We start from the raw sequence: 22,921 nt of genomic DNA, 5'->3' as shown, positions 1-22,921 counted from the left end.
TCCGTCATGCTTATTGTCTGTTTTTGCCGCATGTCTTTATCCCAAAACCGGTTCCGACTTTTGGGAGACATGCGAAACCGGATCGGCGATGAGAAGGCGTGGATCGCGGGCGAGCCACAGCTTCACTGTCAGCCCCTCATCCCCATTGGCCGCCTTCGGCTCCAGTTCCAGTGTCTTTTCGGGCTCAAGACCGGCATCTCTCATCCAGCCCAGCATCTGTTCATCGCTGAAGCCAAGCCGCAAATGTGCGTGTTCCTCGCGCAGGAACTCGAGCTTGTGCGGTGCGAAATCAACGATCAGCAATCGCCCGTTGGGACGCAAAGCCCGCGCCGCTTCGCGAATGGCGGCAAGTGGATCATCAAGGAAGTGCAGAACCTGATGAATGGTCACCAGATCGAAGCTCTCACGCTCCACCGGCAGCGCATAGACATCGCCCTGGCGAACCTGCGCATTGCCAACGGCCGCGAGATCGAGATTGGCGCGCGCCATAGCCAGCATATCGCGATTGATATCGATACCGACGCCGCGAAGGTAAAGCGGCGCAAAAAGCTCCAGCAACCGGCCCGTTCCCGTGCCGACATCGAGCATCGCCTGAAACGGCTTGTCACCGATAACTTTCTTGAGGGCCACTTCGACCGCATTCTCGGAAACATGCAGCCTTCGAATCTGATCCCAGCTACCGGCATTGGCGCTGAAATAGGCGGCGGCCTTTTCCTGACGGCTGGACTTCACTTGTGAAAGCCGTTCCATGTCGCGTTCAACAAGGGCATCGGTGTTGTCGAGGCGAGCCAGAAGCCCGCGCGCGAGGTCACCGCTGATCGCATTGTCGGCGAGGCGGAAATAAGCCCATGCGCCTTCCTGATAGCGGTCAATAAGATCGGCTTCCGCGAGCAGCTTCAAATGACGCGAAACACGCGGCTGGGATTGCCCCAATATCGTCGTGAGATCAGAGACGGTGAGATCACCGCGTGACAGAAGTGTGAGAATGCGCAAGCGGCTTGGCTCAGCCACCGCCTTCAGCACATCTACCATCAGATCGAGTTGCAGTTGCAAACCGGCCATGCCTTCCGCTCTTTGTTGACGCATTTTCTCATTCACGGCCCACCATGGATGTCCGTAAAAGATATAAAGATATGTTTATATGGAAAGCAGTTCCTGTGCAAGCGATTTTCGTGACAGAATGGCCAAGCAAAGGATTCGCACAAACAACTGACTGTAAGGATGAGCCATGCGTGCAGGCACAATGCGTCAGAAAGCAATCGCCAAATCGCTGACGCTTCTGCTTCCGGCGATACCCTATTCGGATTCCGAGCCTATCCGCGCGGCAGCGCTCAGCCCTCATATGAAGATGCTGCCACCATCCACTGCTGTCTGGCTGGCGACAGTCGCGCATGTGCGTCACACGCATACCGATTACGATGCGCTGCGTGATGATGGATATGACAGGGATTCAGCGCGCTTCTTCGTGCTCGACGCAATCAATGCCAAGCTGACCGAATGGCGTGCGACGCGGCTTCTGTCGCCGGAAGACGATGAAGCGGTGAATATATAAAAACGCCGCCCGGAGGCGGCGTTTTTACAGATGAACGTGGTGTGATTATTCGGTACCGTGCCCCTGCAGATAGCCGTGCTCGCGCGGGTTCGGCATAAAGATGCTGACTGCAAACACGATGACCATCATGATGGTCACGTACCAAAAGAAGCCGCTTTCCATGCCCTGCTGTTTGAACCACAGCGCAACATATTCTGCGGTGCCCCCGAAGATCGCATTGGCAATGGCGTAAGAAAATCCGACACCCAGCGCCCGCACTTCCGCCGGGAACAATTCCGCCTTCACGATGCCGCTGATCGAGGTGTACATGCTGACAACCGCCAGAGCGATCACGATATAGATGAACGCCATGGTCGAGCTCTGCACCGAACCGATCAGCGTCATGAGCGGGATCGTCGTCAGGATCGAAATACCGCCAAAGCCAATCATCATCGTCTTACGCCCTATCCTGTCGGACAACGCGCCGAAAAGCGGCTGCATCAGCATGTAGGCCAACAGCACGAAGGTCATGGTTTCGCTGGCCGTTTCCTTGCTCATACCAGCAGTGTTGACCAGATATTTTTGCATATAGGTGGTGAAGGTATAGAAGGCGAGCGAACCGCCAGCCGTGAAGCCGACGACGACCAGGAAAGCCTTGCGGTGGTTCTTCCAGATATTGGCAAAGCTGCCTGCCGCCTTGTTGTTGCGGGTTTCTTCCGTCGAGGTCTCATGAAGGGTCCGCCGCAGGAAAAGAGCGACGATGGCCGCAACGCCGCCAATGGCAAACGGTATGCGCCAGCCCCAGGCATGAAGCTCGTCCGACGTCAGGAAGAACTGCAGCACCACGATCACCAGAACAGCAAGCAACTGCCCGCCGATCAGCGTGACATACTGGAACGAGGAGAAGAAACCACGGCGTCCAGCCAGCGCCACTTCGCTCATATAGGTAGCGGTCGTGCCATATTCGCCGCCGACCGAAAGGCCCTGCAGCAAACGCACGATCAGCAGCAGGAACGGCGCCAGAATACCGATGCTCTGATAAGTCGGCAAAATGGCGATAGCGAAAGAGCCAAGGCACATCATCGTAACCGAAATCAGCATGGATTTGCGGCGACCGAGCTTGTCGGCAATACGGCCGAAGAGCCAGCCACCGATTGGGCGCATCAGGAAACCTGCTGCGAAAATCGCAGCCGCATTCAGCAACTGGCTGGTCTGGTCTTCCGCAGGAAAAAACTGCGATGCGAAATAAAGCGCGCCGAAGGAATAGACGTAAAAATCGTACCATTCCACCAAATTGCCGGATGCGCTGGCCACGATGGCAAAGACGCGACGGCGCGTATCATGGGCATCATGTGCCACTTCGACCTCGCCATTGGCGTCCACATGCATTTCTGCATTGTTCATTCTGAAAACTCCCGATAACAGGCGGTTCTGAAACAGCCTGCAAGCCGCCGATCTCATGCGGGGATTACAGAAATCGACGATTGTTTCACTTCACAAACATAAAGTGCGAACCGCATTTCAATCGGAAAGCAGCCTCGCATTTGAAATGTCCTCCCGGTCAAAATCGTGCTGTTTCAGCCCATTTGCGAAGGAGCAATGACGCCTCAAACAGTCCTTGAGCCGGCGGCCTCGGTGTTCATTTCCATCAAAAAATAAAAACGGAGCAAGAGCATCGAAACCGGCCTCCTGAACAAAATCGCAGCGAGGATGACGCGCATCGCGGCGTTGCGATCATGACGGCTCCATATCTAGAGCGGTTTCAGGATGCGGCCAGACCATAGGAACAAAATCGTTTGCATGCAATCTATTCCAATATAAGAAGTTGCTAAAAGACATGATTGACATTACCGCGCAATGATGCGGAAACATAATGCATTGAAATAATTATATAATAATCAATTCTCTCTACACAGGCAATCGATCAATTCCCCGTGTAGAGTTGTCTGTCGGGCGGCTATTTCTTCTGAACAACCAGAAAAATACGCGGGAACCGCAGCAGAACTTTCCCGTCGGCGGTCGTGGGATAATGGTCAGCTATCCTCGCCTTGTAAGCCTTTAGATAATCCGCCTGCTCCTGTTCATCGAGCGGATCGAGAAACGGTCGCAATCCGGTCCCCTTTACCCATTCCACGATGGCATCCACGCCAGCGAGCGGATGATTGTAGATCGTATGCCAGATGTCGATCCGCGCCGCATCGCCTGCGAAAGCATTGTAGTATGTCGCGACCGGCGGCAAAGCCGCCCTGCCCTTGGTGCCGATCTTCACAGCAAAAGGCGCGGTCTTCGCAACATCGCGCATCCCGACATGGGTTTGTTCGCCCATATTGTCGGGCATCTGGATCGCCAGAAACGCGCCCGGTCGCAGCAGCGACAACAGCCGCTGCAATTGCTCGATATGGTCCGGCAACCATTGGAAAACCGCGTTGGAAAACAGCACATCCGTTTCGGCATCCGGCTCGAAACTGGCGGCATCACTGATGAAGAACTCCACATCCGGCAGACGGGTCTTCGCCTTGTCGATCATGTCTGGCGACGTATCGAAGCCCGAAATCTGCGCATCCGGCCAGCGCTCCACAAGAAGCTCGGTCGAATTGCCGGGTCCACAGCCGATGTCCACCACCTTGCGCGGCACTGACAGGGGTATCTGCGCCAGAAGATCGCGCGCCGGGCGGCTGCGTTCATCTTCAAACTTCAGATACTGTTTTGCGGACCAGTCTTTCATCGTCTTTCCTTTCATCACGTGAAAAGGGCCTGAAATAAAAAGGCCGGTGCGATGCACCGGCCTTGGAAGTCATTATCGGGTAAGCGGCTTATACGTCACCCGCTTCGGGTTGACACTCTCCGGTCCGAGACGACGAACCTTGTCAGCCTCATAATCTTCGAAGTTGCCTTCGAACCATTCAACATGGCTATCGCCCTCGAAGGCGAGGATATGCGTCGCGAGACGGTCGAGGAACATACGATCATGGGAGATGATAACAGCGCAGCCAGCATACTTTTCAAGCGCATCTTCGAGCGCTGCCAGCGTTTCTGTATCAAGATCGTTGGTCGGTTCGTCGAGCAGCAGAACGTTGCCGCCAGCCTGCAACATCTTGGCGAGATGCACGCGGTTGCGCTGACCACCGGACAGATTGCCAACCTTGGCCTGCTGATCGCCGCCCTTGAAGTTGAACGCACCGCAATAAGCGCGGGAGTTCATTTCAAACTTGCCGAGCTTGATGATGTCGTTGCCGCCGGAAATTTCTTCCCAGACATTCTTGTTCGGATCGAGGTGGTCGCGGCTCTGATCGACATAACCAAGATGCACAGTATCACCGATGCGGATCGAACCGGAATCCGGCTTTTCCTGACCGGTAATCATCTTGAACAGCGTCGACTTACCGGCACCGTTTGGACCGATAACACCAACAATGCCACCTGGAGGCAGCTTGAATGTCAGGTCTTCGATCAGCATACGGTCGCCAAACGACTTGGTCAGACCTTCAGCTTCAATAACCACCTGACCGAGACGTTCGCCTGCCGGGATCAGAATCTGGGCATCGCCGGGACGCTGATTGTTGGCAGCTTCGACCAACTGGTCATAAGCCTTGATACGTGCCTTCGATTTCGACTGACGCGCTTTCGGGCTTGCGGCAATCCACTGGCGCTCACGCTCCAGCGCCTTCTGGCGTGAATCGTCTTCACGGCCTTCCTGAATCATGCGCTTGGACTTGGCTTCCAGATAGGCAGAATAGTTGCCTTCGTAAGGAATGCCGCGACCGCGATCGAGTTCGAGAATCCAGCCTGTTACATTGTCGAGGAAGTAGCGATCATGCGTGATGAGGAGGACAGCGCCTTCATATTCACGCAGGTGCTTTTCCAGCCATGCAGTGGTTTCTGCATCAAGATGGTTGGTCGGTTCGTCAAGCAACAGCAGGTCGGGCTTCGACAGCAGCAGCTTGCAAAGTGCAACGCGACGACGCTCACCACCCGAAAGTTTGGTGACATCGGCATCCGCTGGCGGGCAGCGCAGAGCTTCCATCGCCATTTCAACCTGGCTTTCCAGATCCCAGAGATTCTGACTGTCGATGAGATCCTGAAGCGTCGCACCTTCGTCTGCGGTTTCATCAGAATAGTTCATCATCAGCTCGTTGTAACGGTCGAGAATGGCGGTCTTCGCAGCCACACCTTCCATCACGTTGCCGAGCACAGACTTTTCTGGATCGAGATGCGGTTCCTGCGCCAGGTAACCGCAAGTAGCACCGTCCGCGAGCCAAGCTTCGCCGGTGAAATCCTTGTCCATTCCAGCCATGATCTTGAGGATCGTTGATTTACCGGCGCCGTTTGGACCGAGAATACCGATCTTTGCATCTGGATAGAATGACAGATGAAGGTTTTCGATAACCTTCTTAGCGCCGTAGGCCTTATTCAGCCCGGACATATGATAGATGAATTGGCGTGCCATAAAGCGCGTCGTCTCCGCAGGTTGAGAAGCGCGATCGGTCCAATGCTTACCGAGCCGCGCGGAAATTGTTGACGCGTATGTAGGCTAATTATGCCCCGGAAGCAAACGGCAACCCGCGAAACAGAAGCAGTGGCAACAGCCAATCAACGTTTGATGAGAACCATAAATAATGAAACCGGGCGCGGATATTTCCGTCACCCGGTTTCCCCTCTGGCCACCGTCCGCGAAAGTTTCCTCCCTTTCATCGGACGGCCTGCAAGTTATGACGTGGAATCTTTGTCTAGACGCCCCTGATTGCCCTTCGAAACCCCCGTTTTCAAAGCTAGATTTGCTTAAGCTTTTACGCTTTTCAAGCAGAATCTGCACAAAAAACGCAATTGCCTAAATTTCATTCAGCCCGAGCTCCAATGCCTGTTTTAACGACGCCACATCGCGGGAGATTGACTATTTGCACGGCATAAAATCAGATGACGAAATGACATTCAAAACCATTCATCATCTACCGGCTTCAGACAAATCAGAACTCCCGTTCCGCGTCGTCTGCGCCAACAGTCCGCGAGCTGTCGTCCAGATATGCCACGGCCTCGCCGAACATTCCGCACGTTACGAACGCTTTGCCTCGGCATTGGTCGCGGCGGGCTACCACGTCTATATCCACGACCACCGGGGACACGGGAACAACATCGGGCCTCATGCACCGAAGGGAATGTTCGCACAAAAGCTGGGCCATGTTATGGCTATCGAGGATGTACGGACACTCAACCGCCATATTCACGAGAACCATCCGGGCTTGCCGGTCGTTCTTTTCGGTCATTCCATGGGTGGATTGATCGCGCTGAACTATGTTCTGGACTACGCCGATACGGTCGATGCGGCGGCAATCTGGAATGCGAATTTCGATGGGGGAGTAGAAAGTGCTGCAGCAATGGCACTTCTTTATATGGAGCGCATGCTGAAAGGTTCGGATGTCCCCAGCACAATTCTGCCGAAAATGACCTTCCGCGCCTGGGGTCGGTCCATACAAGGCCACCGCACGTTGTTCGACTGGCTCTCGCACGACCCGGCCGAGGTCGATGCTTACGTCGCCGATCCACTGTGCGGCTTCGACGCCAGCGTGGCATTGTGGATCGATATTTTCCGCATGATCCGCCGTGGCACTGATGACCGGAACTTCTCGAAAGTCCCACGAAACATGCCGTTCAGTCTTGTTGGCGGTGCCGAAGACCCGGCAACGGCGAACGGTGCCGCAGTGCTGAGACTGGCGGGGAGAATGCGGAAAATGGGCTTCGAGCGTGTCCAATGCACGATCCTGCCCGGCACCCGCCACGAGAGCCTCAACGAGATCAACCGGGATCAGGTGACACAGAATTTTCTGGATTGGCTGGCGGAAGCTCTTCCGTATCCGGCGATGTCCGGCTAAAAAACGGCAGTCAACCGATCAATCGAGCTATTATCCGGGCCAGAACTCACGTTTACTTGAACCGTCTTGGCTTTGCCATCCAATCAATGCTATGGAGCGCGCCTTGCGCGTTATCGGGTTTCCGGGCAGGAAAGCCGAGCTTAAGCAGATAGCGCGAGGAATAAAGGAACACTCCGCTTGGACACACCGACGATTTCTGTGGTTATCCCCTGCCGCAACGAAGCCGACAATCTCGCATTCCTGCTGGATGAAGTCGATGCCGCCATGCAGGGCCGCGCATACGAAGTCATCGTCGTCGACGACGGTTCGACGGACTCGACCAGCGATGTACTCGCGAGCCGCATCCATGCTGGCAAGCCACTCCGCCACCTACGCCATGACCGGTCGTCAGGCCAGAGCGCCGCGGTGCGTTCCGGTGTTTTCGCAGCGCGCGGCAAGATCGTCGTGACCATGGACGGCGACGGACAGAACAACCCCGCCTATCTCCCCGTTCTGGCAGATGCGCTGTTAAAGGCCGGGCCTGATTACGGCATTGCTGCCGGACAGCGCCTCAAGCGTACGGATACAAAACTCAAGCAGCTTTCGTCACGCTTTGCCAATAATCTGCGCGGCGCGATCCTCAAGGACAAGACCCGCGATTCCGGCTGTGGCCTGAAAGCGCTGCACACTGACTTGTTCCGACAACTGCCTTTCTTTGATGGATGGCATCGCTATCTGCCTGCCTTGGCGATCCGCGAGGGCTTCGATGTCGTGCATGTCGATGTCATCGATCGCGAGCGCCGCCACGGCAAATCCAATTACGGCATTCTGGACCGTGGAATGCGCGGCATTCTCGACCTTTATGGCGTCTGGTGGCTACGGAAGCGCCGCAAGGTCGTTCCGCGTGTGAGAGAGATCACCCATGACTGATATTTTCAACAGCCTGTCGCAGTGGTTGCACGAGGTCTTCGTGGCGCAGTGGGACGGCTGGATCGTGCTGGGATTCATCGCCCAAGCCTGCTTCACCATGCGCTTTGTCGTGCAGTGGCTCGCGTCCGAAAAGGCGAAGCGCAGCGTCATGCCGGTCGCCTTCTGGTTCTTCTCGCTCTTCGGCGGCGCCTTGCTGTTGATCTACGCGATCCAGCGCAAGGACCCGGTCTTCATCGCCGGGCAAGGCCTTGGCCTCGTCGTCTATATTCGCAATCTCTGGCTCATCGCCAACGAGAAAAAGCGGCTGACAGCCGGGGAGTAACTCCCCCACTGCTTCACTCAGATTGGAAGTGTCCGGCCGACGGAACGATAATCAAGCCCGGTGCCCGCAATGTCTTCTGCCTTGTAGACATTGCGCAGATCGATCAGCACATTTCCGGCCATGACATTGGCCACCCGTTTCAGATCAAGCGCACGATAAGCGTTCCATTCGGTCAGCAGGGCAACAACGCCCGCACCCGTCGCCGCTTCATAAGCAGAATTGCACCAGACAACATCAGGAAGCACCGCCCTGGCAGCGTCCATGGCCTCAGGGTCATGCGCCTGAACCTTGATCCCGGCCTTCTGAATGGCCGTGATAATGTCGAGCGCGGGGGACTCGCGAATATCATCGGTGTTCGGTTTGAAGGCGACGCCCAGAACAGCCACCTTATCCGCACCGTTTTCCTTGGCGGCGGTCACGATCCGTTCGGCCATGGTCTGCTTGCGCGCTTCATTGACCGCAATGACCTGCTCGATCAGCGATTGCGGCGCATCATATTTCTTGCCGGTCGCAGCGAAAGCACGTGTGTCCTTCGGGAAGCACGATCCACCAAAGCCCGGACCGGCATGCAGGAATTTCGAGCCGATACGGTTATCCATGCCGATTGCGCGAGCCACCTCCTGCACATTGCCGCCAGTCTTCTCGCAAAGATCAGCCACCTCGTTGATGAAGGTCACCTTCATGGCCAGAAAGGCATTGGCCGCATATTTGATGATTTCCGCATTTTCCAGCGACGTGACGACCATTGGCGTTTCACGCAGGTAAAGCGGACGATAGAGGCGCTGCATCGCGGTTCTCCCGCGTTCGTCTTCCACCCCGACAACCACACGGTCGGGTCGCATGAAATCCTCGATTGCCGAACCTTCCCGCAGGAATTCCGGATTGGACACCATCGAGAACGAGACGCCCGGATTGGCAGCCTTGATGCGGTCGCGTATGCGCGCATTGGTGCCTACCACGACAGTCGATTTGATGACGACCACAGCGCCGGGCTTCATGGCTGCGGCGATTTCATCCGCAGCCGCTTCGATATATTGAAGGTCCGCCTCGCCATCCCCGCGACGGGATGGCGTGCCGACCGCGATGAAGATGACGTCGGCGTCCGCGACACTTGCCGGAAGATCAGTACTGAACTCCAGCCGGCCATCGCGAATATTGCGGGTCATCAGTTCATCGAGCCCCGGCTCGAAGATGGTGACTTTCCCGGCCTCCAGCCGCTCAATGATCGACGGGTTCTTGTCGACGCAGGTGACGTGAAAGCCGAATTCAGCAAAACACACACCCGAAACCAGCCCCACATAGCCCGTTCCGATCATCGCCAGCTTCATATGTTCAGTCCTTCAGTTTGCCTTCGTGAGAGCCTGTTGAGCTTCCCGGCCCCGTTTGCCGGAAATGACGGCGTTAGAGAACCGGGGAGCCGTTCACTTAAAGTTACATGCAGACCGGAAGCGTCAAACAACGCCATTTGCAGGCAGCCAGAGCAGAAATATCGGTAGGCTCACAGCCATTTGTTGTAGTCGGATACCAGAAGATGCAGCGGCTTCTCGTTCTCTTCGATATTCGAAAAACGCCCGATCGGCTCGCGGAAAATATTATCGGTCAGATCGTCGTTGACGGTCGAAACCTCACCGATCAACACATCGCCACCCTCGCCCCAGAAGGCATGCCAGTTGCCAGGCAGCAGCGTCACGCTTTCACCCGGCTGGAGCTTTAGATGAGCGCCAGCCTTCTGCGTCACGAGACGTCCATCCGTTGCGACTGTCACGTCGGTTTCCTCATCAACACTGCCGTCTGGCAGCGAGTTGAACAGTTCCAGCACCAGCGTGCCGCCACCACGATTGATGATGTCCTCGGCTTTCACCACATGGCGATGCATCGGCGAAAGCTGGTTCTTGCGCGAAATCATGATCTTTTCGGCATAAAGCATTCCGCCACCGCGCTTGAGGTCCTCGGCATTGCCGTTGCGCGTGGTGAAGAGAAACAGGCCGAGATCGGCAAATTTGCCCTGCCCGTAGTCGGTGATATCCCAGCCAAGGCGCGCGTCGCGAATAGCATGCGCATCGGAAGAGGTCCGCGCCTTGAGTTCGTCGGGCGACCAATATGCGAAAGGCGGCATGACGTAGCCGAACGAACGGATGAAAGCGTCGCTTTCGCGGATGATTTCGTTGATTTCAGAACGTTTCATGGCCACCGAGCCTCCCATGGAATGAAACAGATTGGGATGTGGTTGACGTGGTAACTGGCTTTTAAACCAATTTGCAATCCCGGAAACGCTCCGAAGGCGTATGTAACACATATTTGCTACGATCTGATCACGCCGCAAAAGCGACATTTTGACGTGTCGTCTTTACGCGAAAACCATGTCGCATCCCAATGCGCGTTTAGAATAGTTCAGTGATTGAATCGGGATAACGGAAGCTAGTTCACAGACCTCGGGAGATGTGGGCAAGCCATTGAGATAACGGGACAAGCCGTGCTTCCGGAAGACAAAGGGAACATCGGATCGAGCCATAGTCGCTGGGAGAACAGCAGAGGGCAGATCCAAGATGGAAAGCAAGGGTTCAATTCTATGGACGTTCGCAACGAAATGCTGGGGCTGTTGACCGGGCGCGACCCCAATTTCAGCCTGGAGCAGAAATTCTATACCGATCCAGAATATCACAAGCTGGATCTGGAGAATATTTTCTACAAGGACTGGCTGTTTGTCGGTCACGATTGCGAATTGCCGAAGACCGGTTCCTATATGACCGTGCAGATCGGCGCTTATCCAGTCGTCATCGTTCGCGATGCACAGGGTGGCATTCGCGCTTTCCACAATTCCTGCCGTCATCGCGGCTCGCGCATTTGCGCCGCTGAAAAGGGAACCGCTGCAAAGCTCGTCTGCCCTTATCACCAGTGGACTTACGAACTGGACGGACGCTTGCTCTTCGCGCGTCAGGTCGGCCCCGATTTCAAGCCTGCCGAATATGGCCTGAAGCCGGTTCATTGCGACACGGTCGCGGGCTATATCTATGTCTGCGTCGCCGAGGAAGCACCTGACTTCAATTCTTTCCGCAATCTGGTCGAACCCTATCTCGCGCCGCACAATATCAAGGACGCGAAAGTCGCTTTCGAAAGTTCGATCATCGAGAAGGGCAACTGGAAGCTCGTCTGGGAAAACAACCGCGAATGCTATCACTGCGCCGCGAACCATCCCGAACTCTGCCGCACCTACCCGGAAGCTCCGTCTGCAACCGGCGTGCAAGGTGTGATGGAAGATCCGGAAATCAACCAGCTCTGGAAGAACTGCGCCAGCGTCGGCCTGCCTGCGGAATTCAACATGTCCGAGGATGGACGCTATCGCATCACCCGCATTCCGCTTCTGCGCGACGCGGTGAGCTACACCATGTCCGGCAAGGCAGCCGTCAAGAAGCCTTTGAGCGATCAGGTGGCTGGCAACACGAATATCGGTGCAATGCTGCTGTTCAACTATCCATCGACCTGGAACCACCTGATGGCGGATCACGCGATCTCCTTCCGCGTTTTGCCAATCAGTGCCGAGGAAACGCTTGTCACCACCAAATGGCTCGTCCACAAGGATGCTGTTGAAGGCGTGGATTACGACCTCGATGAATTGGCCCATGTCTGGATCCAGACCAATGACCAGGATAGGCAGATCGTTGAAGAAAACGCGGTCGGCATTCGGTCGCCCGCCTATCAGCCCGGCCCGTATTCGGTCGAACATGAAGGCGGCGTAATGCAGTTCCTGGAATGGTACACCAACACCATTACACCGCGCCTGCGTGGCGAAACGGCAAAGCTCAGCCGCGTCGCCTGATAGTGTAATGCGAATTGAGAAGTGAGAAGGCCATGCAGCCTCTGAAATATCTGGACGAGATGCTGCCGTGGAACGACAGGTTGCAGATGCTGGAATGCATCTCGGCCATCGAAGAAGCGCCAGACGTGATGACCTTCTCCTTCAAGACCACCGAGGACAACTGGTTCCGCTATACGCCGGGCCAGTTCGTCACTCTTGAACTGCCAATAGAACGGACGGATGGTCTTGGCCCGGTGCTTCGGACCTATACGCTTTCCTCGACCCCTTCCCGTCCCTACCACGTCTCCGTCACGGTCAAGGCGCAGAAAGACAGCATCGGCACACGCTGGATGCTGGACAATCTGCGCCCGCCGATGAAGATCAAGGCTTACGGGCCAAACGGCGACTTCTCGCTCGCCAACCATCCGGGCGAAAAGTATCTTTTCGTCTCTGCCGGTTCCGGCATCACGCCGATGGTCTCCATGACGCGCTGGCTCTTTGACTGCGCACCGGCAACCGACCTAGCCTTCATCAATTGCGCACGCACCCCGGATGACATCATTTTCCGGCGCGAACTGGAACTGCTTACCGGTCGCATGGAAGCAATGCATCTGGCTTTCATCGTGGAACAGTCGTCACCGCGACACGTATGGCTGGGTCTGCATGGACGCATCGACCGTGCCCGGCTTGAATTGCTGGCGCCTGATTTCCTGCATCGCAAGGTGTTCTGCTGTGGACCGGAACCGTTCATGAACGGTGTGCGCGGCCTGCTGGAAGACGCCGGTTTCAACATGGCCAACTACCATCAGGAGAGCTTTAACCCGGCAAGCGAGATTTCGTCGGTTCCGGTGCCGTCCACGCTCTCCGAAACGGCTAGCACCGCGGCAGCACCCGCCGCCCCGGCACCGGCAGTTGCGGCCGCAAGCGTCGTCTTCAGCCTTTCAGGTGTGGAAGTCGAATGCACGGAAAACGACACAATCCTGCTTGCTGCACGTAATGGAGGTCTCAAGATTCCGAGCGCCTGCGAGTTCGGAATCTGTGGCACCTGCAAAGTGAAGTGCCTCGGCGGGGAGACCGAAATGAACCACAATGGCGGCATTCGCGACGATGAAATCGCCGAAGGCTATATCCTCGCCTGCTGCAGCCGCCCACGCGGTCGCGTGGAGATTGATGCCTGAACCTAACATTACAGTTGCAAATTCGTCAGGCCGTGGCGAAAAGAGTGATTTTCGAGTACCGGAGCGGAGCGTACTTGAAGGTACGTGAGCACCGGAACGCAGACAAATTGCTCTTTGCAGCCCGGCATCACGAAGAATGCAACTGTAATGCTAAGCTTTCTTCAGAAACTCTGTCCGCAGCACCAGTCCCTTGACCTGCTTGGTGCTGCAATCGACTTCGTCCGGATTTCCGGTGAGGCGAATGCCCTTGACCAGCGTTCCCCGCTTCAGCGTCGTGGAGGTGCCCTTGACCTTCAAGTCCTTGATGAGCGTGACGGAATCGCCGTCATTCAACTGGGTGCCATTGCTGTCGCGGACGATTACGTCTGTCATGATGGTTTCCTATTTGGTTCCTGATTGGAATCGTCCGTAGCACCCTTGTCCGTGTTATACCAGAACGCCGCTTATTGCTGGTCTCGCGAAACCGGTCTGGCTATAGTCCGGTTACAGATGAAGCGAAGCGGGAGCACCCTATGATCGGTCACGCACTTGTGGTTGTCGACGTCCAGAATGATTTCTGCCCCGGCGGCGCGCTGGCGGTTGATCGCGGTGACGAAATCATCCCCACCATCAACCGGCTGATCGACGAAAGCGAGCACGTCATCCTCACGCAGGACTGGCACCCGGCCAATCATTCAAGCTTCGCCTCGACCCATGCCCACGCCAAACCTTTCGATACAATCGAAATGGCCTATGGCCTGCAGACGCTCTGGCCCGACCATTGCGTGCAGGGCAGTCACGGCGCGGATTTTCACGCTGACCTGCAATGGACGCGGGCACAGCTCGTCCTTCGAAAAGGCTTTCGCATCGGCATAGACAGCTATTCGGCATTCTTCGAAAACGACCGCAGCACACCGACTGGTCTTGGCGGATACTTACGCGAACGCAGCATCGGTTCGCTCACGCTGGTGGGGCTGGCCACCGACTTCTGCGTCGCTTATTCGGCGCTCGACGCCGTGGCTGAAGGCTTTCAGGTGCGCGTCCGTCTGGATGCATGCCGTGGAATCGACCTCAACGGCTCAATGGACATCATGCTACAGAAGATGAAACAGGCTGGCGTCGAATTGATCGACGAGCCTGCCTCAACATCGCATTTACTCTAACTCGCCATCCGGCATAACGACGAAGATCAGCACGGCGATGATTGTGATGAAGAACCGGAACGCGGATTCGATCCCGTTCCAGGTTTGCGACATCCACATGCCGAACCATTCCCCGCCAACCGACATGAAGCCGACCTGCCAGACCAGAAAACCAAGCGATAGGCCGGCAATGGCCCATTTCTTGGAGCGGTTGAAACTCGCTGCCCGTTCCGTCAGCCGACCGAGCATGGCGAATGTTCCGATCCAGCACAGAATTGCCGTCAGCGTCTCTGCCGCGATGATAAGAATATAGGCGGCATTGTGGAGCGTCGGATTATCGATAGCGCGATATTTGATCGTGGCATCGGGAAAGATGGTGTCCATCATCAGGACGTGCTGCACAAACCCGAAATTGGTGTCGTAATCGGTAATGTTACCGAACGAAACCAACGTTGCGAAAAAGGCAATCGCCGCCACGAAGGCGGTTTTGCTCAACCGTGTTACGATCATGGAACGTCTCTCCCCGAATTGGCCGCAGTGCGCCTATCATGTCCCCCTGAAGGCGATCTGCAGCATGAAAGCGATCTCACTCCCATTCGGTAATGGTCTTCAACTCCCGTGATTCGGTCAAGGCCAACAAAAAGGGCAGCCCGAAGCTGCCCTTTGGTTCTGTAACGCAAGGTAATTTAGAGCGCATCCCGAAAAGTGTGAAACGGTTTTCGGAATAAGATGCGCGTTAAAATAAACAGTTAGAGCGCCGATCTGATTCAATCAGATCGAAACGCGCTCTAGGGTCAAAACCCAATCAAGCTATTGAACATATTCTCTCTCCGTGATTCACTGCCTGTGCTCGTTAGGGGGGAATTATGGCAGGAGAATTCTGGCTTGATGATCGGCAATGGGCGGTAATCGCCCCGTTGCTTCCAACGAACCAGCCCGGCGCACATCGAACCGATGACCGCCGGGTGATTAGCGGGATCATCCATGTCCTGCGATCTGGCTGCCGTTGGCAGGATTGTCCTGCCTGTTACGGTCCTTCGACAACCATCTACAATCGCTTCCACCGCTGGTCCGCCAGAGGACTATGGCGACAGCTGTTTGAAGCCTTGGTGCAAAAGGCTGACCGCGACATCCATTTGATCGACAGCACGACCGCCAAGGCTCACCGTTCAGCCGCTGGCGGAAAAGGGGGGCGGATGCTCAGGCGATCGGTCGCTCAAGAGGCGGCAGATCGACAAAAATCCATGCTGTTGTCGATAGTTGCGGCCGTCCAATCGCGCTGCGTATAACATCTGGACAATGTGGGGATGCGCCAATGGCAATCCCACTGCTGGAGCCTCTGCCTCCACCACGCCTTTGCGCTGCAGATACGGCTTACGACAGCGACGCTTTGCGTGACTTCCTTACAACACGTGGTACTGAACCCGTCATTCCCAACAACCCAACCCGCAAGCGGATCAAACCCTTTGATCCAATCGCCTATCGACGCAGGAACATCATTGAGCGCGCCTTCTCCCGCCTCAAGGACTGGAGGCGCGTTGCAACAAGATATGACAAGCTCATGATAAACTTTGCTGCCACCTGCTACATCGCTGCTTTCGTGACATGGTGGCTCAATTGAGTCTGGACCCTAATGCCCTGTGACTTCTTCTGCTTCTTCCTGCCAGTTCGGATTGAGCCGGTTATAGCGTAGCGAAGACATGAACGAGAGGCCGATCAAAGCCGCACCGATAAGGCCGGTGATGACTTCCGGAATATGCACCAGCGTCTGGACATACATGATGACCGCCAGAACGAGGATCGCATAAAAAGCGCCATGTTCGAGATAGCGGTACTGGCCCAGCGTCTTGCGCTCGACAAGCATGATGGTGAGCGAACGCACATAGAATGCGCCGATACCAAGGCCGATCGCTATGATGAACAGGTTCGTGGTCAGGGCAAACGCGCCGATCACGCCATCGAATGAGAAACTGGCATCGAGCACTTCAAGATAGATGAAAGCACCCAGACCACCGCGACGGACCATATCCATCTGCTCCTGCGTCGCGTCCAGAACCTCGCCCAGTCCTTCGACAGCGAGGAAGGTCAGAAGACCGAACAGGGCTGCGATTAGGAAGGTGTGCGAATGTTCAGCATCAAGCTGGTAGGAGAAGAAGATGATCAGCGCAATTGCGACGCCAATCTCGACACCTTGAACCGAAGCGAACTTCGACATGCGGCTTTCGATGGCTTTGATCCAGTGCACGTCCTTCTCGACATCGAAGAAGTACTTCATGCCGACCATCAGCAGAAATGTGCCGCCAAAGGCCGCAATGCCTGTATGCGAATCCGAGATCACGCGGGCATATTCATCCGGCTGCCAGATCGCAAGTTTCAGCGCCGAGATCGGATCGGTCCACATGGCAACCGCCACGATGGCTAGCGGAAAGATGATGCGCATACCGAAAACGGCAATGATAATGCCCCAGGTCAGGAAGCGATGCTGCCATTCCGGCGTCATGTCGCGCAGGATGCGGGCATTGACGATCGCGTTATCAAAGGAAAGCGAGATTTCCAGAACGCTCAGAACGGCGCAGATGATGAAGACGGAGACCATTCCTCCAAAAGTGCCGGTCATTTCGTAACCGAGCCAAACGGCACCTGCGAGACCCAATACGGTAAAAACCATGGGCCAGATAAAGTAACGAAGAGTGGCCATTGCAAACCATCGAATTATTATTGTTTATCAAACGGACAGACACTAGCCGCTACAGCGCGTGTTACCCGCGAAGCGAAACCCGCTTCCCGTTACGCGCTCTACCTGACCACTGCTTTTCCCGCCAAGGCGTAATGGCTATGTAAGTAGCTTGCCAGATGCAAACAAGAGAAAGCGTGGCAATAAATTGGCGACTTTGCGGATTTGATGTGCTGAAATATTTCGTTACTATCCCGTCATACTAAAGTAGGACAGACCTGCGATCACATGCACCCGCCCATTCAGTAAAATCTTCCGAAACGCCTGATTTGTACGAATTGTCACGTGGTAAAAACTTTATCTCAACATAAATTCATAATGAGGGTCGCACGTCGCCGTTGATTGCGCCTGCTTCAGGAATGAGGAAATTCAACAGATGATTGCTCCGGAAGAGCTACAGCGCCGAATAGAGAAAAGACTTGCCGAGAGCAGTTTTTCACAGCCGGAACTTCTGATCCGGCGCGCGCATCGCATGGCACAGGAAGGCAAGAATGGATCGGCCTCTGTCGCCGACGCGCTGCTAAAGGAAGCCGGTTCGCAAATAGGCCTGCATGAGCTCTCCGAAATAATCGACCATAAGCCCTGGCTACTCGAAACGATTATCAACGGCGCCGGAAAAAAGGGCGGCAACTCTGACCATCATTAGAGCATAATCCGATCGGAGTGAAACGAGGATCGATAAGATTATGCTTGAAATAGAAGAAGTTAGAGCGCCGATCTGATCCAATCAGATCGAAACGCGCTCTAGGAGCAATTCCTGCAAACACATGAAGTATCTACGCAGGAAAATCAGTCCGCTTGGATGATTTCTGATCTCGCTTCAATTAGATAAAATGCGCGCAAGGCGCGCTACATTTCCAGCATTTGTCTTTCGCACAAGATTGCAAGGGGAGAGCTATACGATGATAACCGGACCTCAATGCCGTGCCGCGAGGGCGCTCGTGGAATTTTCCCGCGACCGTCTGGCGCAATTATCCGGCATCGACGCAGAGATAATCGAACGGTTTGAGCGCAAGCTGGGTCGGCCAACGGATGAGCAGATTTCCACATTGGCGGTTGCACTGGAAAAAGCGGGGGCACAATTCATTCCCGAAAACGGTGGCGGTGTCGGGGTAAGATTGAAATTCAATCGTTCGGAAACAAAGCGTATCGCAAACCTTGAGAACGAAGGTGGCCCCACCGCTTCCGATGATGTTCCCTGAAATCGTCAAGGGGCGGCTGATCGCCGCCCCATGACCGAGCTTACTTCTTCTCGATCAAAACCGGTGCAACCGGCAACGGATCTATCTTGACCGTTACAAGATCCTTGGCGTCGAGGTTCATGTCCTTGAGGGATACACTGCGCAGAATCTGATTGTCGTATGTCTTCACATAATAGACGTCGTTCTTCATGTCCGCGATTGCAGTCCACTGGGTGTATTCCAGTGGTGCATGACCGCTGCTATCCCGAATAAGACCCTTCGGGATATCGAAATTGTTGGCGATATGTTCTGCAAGGCGCACACTTTCCGGTCCGCTTGGAAGCTTTTCGGCCGACAAAACATAGGCGCTTACACGAACGAAGCGCGAAGGCGGCGTGGTATCACCCGGTACACCATGGAGACCCGATCCCTGTCCCAGCGGTTGGAAAGTCGCTTTGTTAATAACAAGCGGCTTTGCATTTTCAGGCGACAGGTTGACGTAATTCCGTAGATTCGTCATGTGCCATTCGAAATTTGGCGAATTGGTCATAACGCCAAGCGGATTGTCATAAACCTTGAGCTTTCCATCGACCGGCTCGATGACGATCGATGCCCCGGTGGCATCATGCAGCGTATAATGCACCGGCGGTGCTATACCAAGATCATTCTGCTTCACATCGATGACGGAGATCGAGTTCAGCGCGGCCTTCACTTCCTCAACCGTCGCAAAATTGGTCAGCGCCCAGCTCAGGAAATCCCACGGCGCGATGCTGTTTTCGGGTTTGGCAGTCGCGGGGTCCTGATACTTGGCGAAATCGGGGAAATAGAGGACACCGCCCGAAAGCCCCTTTTCGTTCATCCCATCGGTCAGTGCCGGCAGCCCGAAGGCATTCATGCCAACAGCCGCGTACTGGCCTTTCCACTTCATGCCCGGCTTGCCCTGAGCGGCAGTCGATGTAATCTGATACTTGCGCGGAATGACGACCAGGTCCGATTTCAGCTCGAAAGCGAACTCCATCGTACGCGCATACACATAGCCATTGTCCGTTGTCGAGAGAACAAAGCTCGTGCAAGCAAACGCCGCCTGCGGAACAACCAGACCAATGCCGATAAGAGCCGTAGCGACACCGCGCGCAAGAATCTGGCGATATGACTTCCAGATAGACTGTTTCATTTTCATGATAACCTCGTTACTCCACGATTTGTCGTTTCAGGAATTGCAAAACTGACTTCCCCGCCTCACCCCGATGAAGAAAAAGAGGCGCCACTCCCGTTTCGAATAAATTATCGCTCTCGATGAGAGTCAACAGAACAAACCTTAGTATAGCGATCAAATTTCAGTTTATCTCGCGAGATGATTAACATATATATGGATTAAGGTTTCAATTCGATGTATTGCTGCTTTTGCTAATACATAAGATAGGGGGTTTTTCAGTGAAAAACAGAAGTTCGCATAACCAGAACGGGAATCTACTGAAAAAATATACCAGAAATATTATATTAGCATCTTCTGTTTTATTAGTTGCATCAACGGCATCACTCGCCGCGGACGCCGTTACGCCACAACCAGAAATTCAGGATCAGCAGCGATGGCGTGTGATCTTCAGCCCTTATGTCTGGGGTGCATCGCTGAATGGCAGCGCCGGTCTGCTGGGTCGCAGCACTGATGTGAACGTCCCCTTCAGCGAGATTTTCGATAATCTCGATATGAGCTTCATGGGCAATGTCGATATCGGCAACGGTACGGTAGGCTTTTTCATCGACGGGCAGTATGTCAAAACGAGCCAGGATGAAAACCTCCGCGACAACGAGCTTGCTCTCGACATCAAGACCACGACCCTGGCAGGTGGCGCTTACTACCGCATCTACGAACAACAGCTCGAGGGAACGACGCTTTTCGGAAACCAGCGTGTTTTTGCAATCGAACCCACCATCGGCGTTCGCTGGACGAAGCTGGAGGCCGGACTCGAAGTTGGCCGCTTCAGCGGATCGCGCAAGGTTGAGTGGACTGATCCTTTCGTGGGTACGCGCGTCTTCTACGATATCAACGACCGTTGGAACATTTTCGCCGAAGCCGACATCGGTGGCTTCGGCGCTGGAACCAAGCTCAGCGCCAACGGCCAGATCTATCTCGGTTACCGCACGCTTGTTTTTGATGTGCCAACGACATTCCGCATCGGTTATCGGGCGCTTTATCAGGATTACAAAGACAACGATACGGTTGATAAATTCAAGTATGACGTGACCCAGCATGGGCCGGTCATCGGCTTCTCCGTTACATTCTAGAGGGCGTTTCGATCTGATTGAATCAGGTCGGCGCTCTAAGTATTTGTTTTAAAGCGCATCTTTTCTGACCCTGCGTAGGTGTTTCACACTTTTCGGGATGCGCTCTAATTCACGACAAGATCGATTCCGGTCGTTCGACCCGCCGCTAAACCGGCGGGTCTTTTGCTATTCAGCCTCACCTTTACTGCTTCCGGTTCACGTGTACGGAACAAAGACCCAGAGCAGTTTCAAGGATGGCAGCGAAACTGCGGCACCTATCAACCACAGGACGGATCCGCTCTATCTCTTTGTTTTCACGCATTATCCGACGCAAAACCGCTTCGCACTTTTGCTGGAAATGCTCTAAGTAAAATTCAACGATTTCCAATAACAATGCGACCAGGAAGCCGGATATTCGAGTGCGTTTCGATGTTATTGAATCGGATCGGTGCGCCTGAGCACATCCCGAAAAGTGTGAAGCGGTTTTCGGAGCAAGGTGAGCTTAAAGACAAAAAGATAGAGCATTTCCAATGTTTCGATTAAAAAGGGAAATGCTCTAAGTGGGGGATGAATGACTTATATCTTCGAGCTGCCGATTTATCTTTCTTTTGTGGCTTTCGTTGTACTGGGCATTGTGTTCTATATGGTCGGACGTTTCGCGCTCGACATGCTTTCCAAACATGCAACCAGCGATGCTCTATCCATTCCAATCGGGGCCTTCATCAGTACTATTGCAACGGCCTGGGCTTTATCGCTGGGTTTTGTCGCAGCAGATATCTGGAGCGTCAATTCCCGTGCAGACCAGGCTACCAGCGAAGAACGCTCTGCCATTTCCCGTCTGATTGGAACGTCCAGTACAGAGATATTGAACGCACCGAACCTCACCTCTGCCCTGACCGGCTATCGTCTTGCCGTCATCGACGACGAATGGCGCGACAAGATCAATGTCGAGCCGGCAGTTTCCGTCGAAACCGCCCTGCAGAACATAAGGCGCGAGATCATCAATCTGGCGCGCGGCGATGTACCATCTCCGGTTATCTCGCAGCTTATCAATGATTTCGATGAACTCCAGGACGCACGTAATACCCGTCTGGCTGTCGGGTCGACCTCAATCGACTATTACAAATGGTATCTCGTGCTATCCCTGACATTTCTCACGGCTATAACCATCGCAGCAACCCATGCCGACCGCGTGCGAGCGGGTGTAAAAGCGCTCGTCATCTATTCGTTGACGGCCTCTTTCTGCCTCTGGATTCTCGCAATCCATGCCAATCCTTATCAGGGGCTGGAACGTCTTGAACCGTCCCTGCTTTTCACCACCCACAAGCACGGCTAAGATGTAAGAAGATTCGATCTATTTTATCCTGCTGAAATTGCAGGGAAATCCGTTCAATCGAACGCGGAGCAGCGATTTGATAAAACTGCTGGGTGCTGGGGTTCTCATAGGCTTGGTGTTCCCGGTCGGGCTGGCTTCGGCACAGACCTTCAGCGTCTGTCACGGCTATGAGTGCCATTACCGGACCAAGGTTACACTCACCGCGAGGGATGAGCAGCGCATCCGGAAACTTCTGCAGGGCGGCGGCCGTAGCGCAGATGGTGAACGAAAAGCATTGCGGACGGCCGTTGCAATCTTCGAACAGCGCAGCACCGTAGCTATCGGCGTTCGCGACAAGCCTCGAATGCAGTTCGGCAAGGCCCGCATCAAGGGTCAGATGGATTGCATCGATGAATCGACCAATACCGATAACTTCCTGCGTTATCTGCAGTCGCGTGGCTGGCTGAAGCAGCACACCGTCGCACGACGCACGTCTCGCGGCGCTTTCTTCGACGGCCGCTACCCACACTGGACGGCGGTTATCGAGGACAGTCAGGGCCAGAAATGGGCCGTTGATTCCTGGTATGAGGCAGGCGGCGGCCCCCCGGACATAATGCCACTGCAGCAATGGAAGCAGCGCGGATATATGGGCGAGCGTTAACACCCGTTCACCCATCTTCCCAGTAACGATCCTCGCCTTAT

The 22,921-nt window shown here is 54.8% G+C and carries 23 protein-coding genes; 13 read left to right on the top strand and 10 right to left on the bottom strand.

What is annotated here, in order from left to right:
- Positions 1-36 precede the first annotated feature (36 nt).
- Entirely contained in the window at positions 37-1,062 is a 1,026-nt protein-coding gene (locus FIB18_RS20820) for an ArsR/SmtB family transcription factor (RefSeq protein WP_140022544.1), read from the bottom strand.
- A gap of 166 nt (positions 1,063-1,228) precedes the next feature.
- Between FIB18_RS20820 and FIB18_RS20815 the strand changes: the two genes are divergently transcribed.
- The gene (locus tag FIB18_RS20815; protein ID WP_140022527.1) at positions 1,229-1,552 is read left to right on the top strand and encodes a DUF2293 domain-containing protein; all 324 of its coding nucleotides are present in this window, start codon (positions 1,229-1,231) and stop codon (positions 1,550-1,552) included.
- Positions 1,553-1,597: 45 nt separating this feature from the next.
- On the opposite strand, the gene FIB18_RS20810 is transcribed toward FIB18_RS20815, so the two are convergent.
- From FIB18_RS20810 to ettA, 3 genes are all read right to left on the bottom strand, one after another.
- Entirely contained in the window at positions 1,598-2,935 is a 1,338-nt protein-coding gene (locus tag FIB18_RS20810) for an MFS family transporter (protein ID WP_140022526.1), read from the bottom strand.
- Positions 2,936-3,488: 553 nt separating this feature from the next.
- Positions 3,489-4,256, bottom strand: a complete 768-nt coding sequence (gene tam, locus FIB18_RS20800) for a trans-aconitate 2-methyltransferase (RefSeq protein ID WP_140022525.1) — start codon at positions 4,254-4,256, stop codon at positions 3,489-3,491.
- Positions 4,257-4,328: 72 nt separating this feature from the next.
- On the bottom strand, positions 4,329-5,978 hold the full coding sequence (ettA, locus tag FIB18_RS20795; protein ID WP_140022524.1) for an energy-dependent translational throttle protein EttA: 1,650 nt from the start codon (positions 5,976-5,978) through the stop codon (positions 4,329-4,331).
- A 475-nt stretch (positions 5,979-6,453) separates the two neighbouring features.
- Here ettA and FIB18_RS20785 point away from each other — a divergent pair, with 475 nt between their 5' ends.
- From FIB18_RS20785 to FIB18_RS20775, 3 genes are all read left to right on the top strand, one after another.
- Positions 6,454-7,398, top strand: a complete 945-nt coding sequence (locus FIB18_RS20785) for an alpha/beta hydrolase (protein ID WP_140022522.1) — start codon at positions 6,454-6,456, stop codon at positions 7,396-7,398.
- A gap of 177 nt (positions 7,399-7,575) precedes the next feature.
- Positions 7,576-8,307, top strand: coding sequence for a glycosyltransferase family 2 protein (locus FIB18_RS20780; RefSeq protein WP_140022521.1), 732 nt, complete (start codon positions 7,576-7,578; stop codon positions 8,305-8,307).
- Positions 8,300-8,629, top strand: a complete 330-nt coding sequence (locus tag FIB18_RS20775) for a lipid-A-disaccharide synthase N-terminal domain-containing protein (protein WP_140022520.1) — start codon at positions 8,300-8,302, stop codon at positions 8,627-8,629. The genes FIB18_RS20780 and FIB18_RS20775 overlap by 8 nt, the downstream gene beginning before the upstream one ends.
- Positions 8,630-8,646: 17 nt before the next feature.
- Here FIB18_RS20775 and FIB18_RS20770 read toward each other — a convergent pair whose 3' ends face one another.
- Together FIB18_RS20770 and FIB18_RS20765 are read right to left on the bottom strand one after the other, a co-directional pair.
- Positions 8,647-9,957, bottom strand: coding sequence for a UDP-glucose dehydrogenase family protein (locus FIB18_RS20770; RefSeq protein WP_140022519.1), 1,311 nt, complete (start codon positions 9,955-9,957; stop codon positions 8,647-8,649).
- 170 nt (positions 9,958-10,127) lie between these two features.
- On the bottom strand, positions 10,128-10,814 hold the full coding sequence (locus FIB18_RS20765) for a D-lyxose/D-mannose family sugar isomerase (RefSeq protein WP_140022518.1): 687 nt from the start codon (positions 10,812-10,814) through the stop codon (positions 10,128-10,130).
- 384 nt (positions 10,815-11,198) lie between these two features.
- On the opposite strand from FIB18_RS20765, the gene FIB18_RS20760 reads away from it, so the two are divergent.
- Positions 11,199-12,446: an aromatic ring-hydroxylating oxygenase subunit alpha gene (locus FIB18_RS20760; protein WP_140022517.1), complete on the top strand. Its 1,248-nt coding sequence runs from the start codon at positions 11,199-11,201 to the stop codon at positions 12,444-12,446.
- Positions 12,447-12,478: 32 nt separating this feature from the next.
- A complete protein-coding gene (locus FIB18_RS20755) occupies positions 12,479-13,603 on the top strand; it encodes a hybrid-cluster NAD(P)-dependent oxidoreductase (protein ID WP_140022516.1) in 1,125 nt (374 codons plus the stop codon).
- Between the two features lie 150 nt (positions 13,604-13,753).
- Here FIB18_RS20755 and FIB18_RS20750 read toward each other — a convergent pair whose 3' ends face one another.
- A complete protein-coding gene (locus FIB18_RS20750) occupies positions 13,754-13,975 on the bottom strand; it encodes an alkylphosphonate utilization protein (RefSeq protein ID WP_010659694.1) in 222 nt (73 codons plus the stop codon).
- Positions 13,976-14,115: 140 nt separating this feature from the next.
- Between FIB18_RS20750 and pncA the strand changes: the two genes are divergently transcribed.
- Complete coding sequence (gene pncA / locus FIB18_RS20745) at positions 14,116-14,745, top strand: bifunctional nicotinamidase/pyrazinamidase (RefSeq protein ID WP_140022515.1); 630 nt, start codon at positions 14,116-14,118, stop codon at positions 14,743-14,745.
- Here the strand turns inward: pncA and FIB18_RS20740 are convergent.
- Positions 14,737-15,234 (bottom strand): DUF2165 family protein, encoded by a 498-nt coding sequence (locus tag FIB18_RS20740; protein ID WP_140022514.1) that lies wholly within the window; start codon positions 15,232-15,234, stop codon positions 14,737-14,739. The genes pncA and FIB18_RS20740 overlap by 9 nt on opposite strands.
- A 356-nt stretch (positions 15,235-15,590) precedes the next feature.
- Here FIB18_RS20740 and FIB18_RS25480 point away from each other — a divergent pair.
- Positions 15,591-16,345 (top strand): IS5 family transposase gene (locus FIB18_RS25480; protein WP_140022513.1). Its coding sequence is split into 2 segments (ribosomal slippage): positions 15,591-15,921 and positions 15,921-16,345, totalling 756 coding nucleotides; the frame shifts between segments, so codons are not numbered across the junction.
- Positions 16,346-16,354: 9 nt separating this feature from the next.
- Here FIB18_RS25480 and FIB18_RS20730 read toward each other — a convergent pair.
- A complete protein-coding gene (locus FIB18_RS20730) occupies positions 16,355-17,422 on the bottom strand; it encodes a DUF475 domain-containing protein (RefSeq protein WP_140022512.1) in 1,068 nt (355 codons plus the stop codon).
- 412 nt (positions 17,423-17,834) lie between these two features.
- Between FIB18_RS20730 and FIB18_RS20725 the strand changes: the two genes are divergently transcribed.
- Together FIB18_RS20725 and FIB18_RS20720 are read left to right on the top strand one after the other, a co-directional pair.
- Positions 17,835-18,104 carry a hypothetical protein gene (locus FIB18_RS20725; RefSeq protein WP_140022511.1) on the top strand — a complete coding sequence of 90 codons (270 nt, stop codon included), beginning with the start codon at positions 17,835-17,837 and terminating at the stop codon, positions 18,102-18,104.
- Positions 18,105-18,360: 256 nt separating this feature from the next.
- Positions 18,361-18,660 carry a helix-turn-helix domain-containing protein gene (locus FIB18_RS20720; protein ID WP_140022510.1) on the top strand — a complete coding sequence of 100 codons (300 nt, stop codon included), beginning with the start codon at positions 18,361-18,363 and terminating at the stop codon, positions 18,658-18,660.
- Between the two features lie 40 nt (positions 18,661-18,700).
- On the opposite strand, the gene FIB18_RS20715 is transcribed toward FIB18_RS20720, so the two are convergent.
- On the bottom strand, positions 18,701-19,819 hold the full coding sequence (locus FIB18_RS20715) for a linear amide C-N hydrolase (protein WP_140022509.1): 1,119 nt from the start codon (positions 19,817-19,819) through the stop codon (positions 18,701-18,703).
- Between the two features lie 314 nt (positions 19,820-20,133).
- Here FIB18_RS20715 and FIB18_RS20710 point away from each other — a divergent pair, with 314 nt between their 5' ends.
- From FIB18_RS20710 to FIB18_RS20700, 3 genes are all read left to right on the top strand, one after another.
- Complete coding sequence (locus FIB18_RS20710) at positions 20,134-20,925, top strand: porin family protein (protein ID WP_407921871.1); 792 nt, start codon at positions 20,134-20,136, stop codon at positions 20,923-20,925.
- Positions 20,926-21,475: 550 nt separating this feature from the next.
- Positions 21,476-22,240 carry a bestrophin-like domain gene (locus tag FIB18_RS20705; protein WP_140022507.1) on the top strand — a complete coding sequence of 255 codons (765 nt, stop codon included), beginning with the start codon at positions 21,476-21,478 and terminating at the stop codon, positions 22,238-22,240.
- A 79-nt stretch (positions 22,241-22,319) separates the two neighbouring features.
- The gene (locus FIB18_RS20700; RefSeq protein ID WP_140022543.1) at positions 22,320-22,880 is read left to right on the top strand and encodes a hypothetical protein; all 561 of its coding nucleotides are present in this window, start codon (positions 22,320-22,322) and stop codon (positions 22,878-22,880) included.
- The last annotated feature ends 41 nt before the right edge of the window (positions 22,881-22,921 follow it).

Source organism: Brucella pecoris (genome assembly GCF_006376675.1).
GTDB classification, from domain to species: Bacteria; Pseudomonadota; Alphaproteobacteria; order Rhizobiales; family Rhizobiaceae; genus Brucella; species Brucella pecoris.
This window is presented reverse-complemented; position numbering and strand designations above follow the sequence as displayed.

What these genes read in the sequence shown, in the direction of transcription:
- FIB18_RS20820 (WP_140022544.1), bottom strand. Translation starts at nt 1,062, where the DNA reads ATGGCCGGTTTGCAACTGCAACTCGATCTGATGGTAGATGTGCTGAAG.
- FIB18_RS20815 (WP_140022527.1), top strand. Translation starts at nt 1,229, where the DNA reads ATGCGTGCAGGCACAATGCGTCAGAAAGCAATCGCCAAATCGCTGACG.
- FIB18_RS20810 (WP_140022526.1), bottom strand. Translation starts at nt 2,935, where the DNA reads ATGAACAATGCAGAAATGCATGTGGACGCCAATGGCGAGGTCGAAGTG.
- tam (WP_140022525.1), bottom strand. Translation starts at nt 4,256, where the DNA reads ATGAAAGACTGGTCCGCAAAACAGTATCTGAAGTTTGAAGATGAACGC.
- ettA (WP_140022524.1), bottom strand. Translation starts at nt 5,978, where the DNA reads ATGGCACGCCAATTCATCTATCATATGTCCGGGCTGAATAAGGCCTAC.
- FIB18_RS20785 (WP_140022522.1), top strand. Translation starts at nt 6,454, where the DNA reads ATGACATTCAAAACCATTCATCATCTACCGGCTTCAGACAAATCAGAA.
- FIB18_RS20775 (WP_140022520.1), top strand. Translation starts at nt 8,300, where the DNA reads ATGACTGATATTTTCAACAGCCTGTCGCAGTGGTTGCACGAGGTCTTC.
- FIB18_RS20770 (WP_140022519.1), bottom strand. Translation starts at nt 9,957, where the DNA reads ATGAAGCTGGCGATGATCGGAACGGGCTATGTGGGGCTGGTTTCGGGT.
- FIB18_RS20765 (WP_140022518.1), bottom strand. Translation starts at nt 10,814, where the DNA reads ATGAAACGTTCTGAAATCAACGAAATCATCCGCGAAAGCGACGCTTTC.
- FIB18_RS20760 (WP_140022517.1), top strand. Translation starts at nt 11,199, where the DNA reads ATGGACGTTCGCAACGAAATGCTGGGGCTGTTGACCGGGCGCGACCCC.
- FIB18_RS20755 (WP_140022516.1), top strand. Translation starts at nt 12,479, where the DNA reads ATGCAGCCTCTGAAATATCTGGACGAGATGCTGCCGTGGAACGACAGG.
- FIB18_RS20750 (WP_010659694.1), bottom strand. Translation starts at nt 13,975, where the DNA reads ATGACAGACGTAATCGTCCGCGACAGCAATGGCACCCAGTTGAATGAC.
- pncA (WP_140022515.1), top strand. Translation starts at nt 14,116, where the DNA reads ATGATCGGTCACGCACTTGTGGTTGTCGACGTCCAGAATGATTTCTGC.
- FIB18_RS20740 (WP_140022514.1), bottom strand. Translation starts at nt 15,234, where the DNA reads ATGATCGTAACACGGTTGAGCAAAACCGCCTTCGTGGCGGCGATTGCC.
- FIB18_RS20730 (WP_140022512.1), bottom strand. Translation starts at nt 17,422, where the DNA reads ATGGCCACTCTTCGTTACTTTATCTGGCCCATGGTTTTTACCGTATTG.
- FIB18_RS20725 (WP_140022511.1), top strand. Translation starts at nt 17,835, where the DNA reads ATGATTGCTCCGGAAGAGCTACAGCGCCGAATAGAGAAAAGACTTGCC.
- FIB18_RS20720 (WP_140022510.1), top strand. Translation starts at nt 18,361, where the DNA reads ATGATAACCGGACCTCAATGCCGTGCCGCGAGGGCGCTCGTGGAATTT.
- FIB18_RS20715 (WP_140022509.1), bottom strand. Translation starts at nt 19,819, where the DNA reads ATGAAAATGAAACAGTCTATCTGGAAGTCATATCGCCAGATTCTTGCG.
- FIB18_RS20705 (WP_140022507.1), top strand. Translation starts at nt 21,476, where the DNA reads ATGACTTATATCTTCGAGCTGCCGATTTATCTTTCTTTTGTGGCTTTC.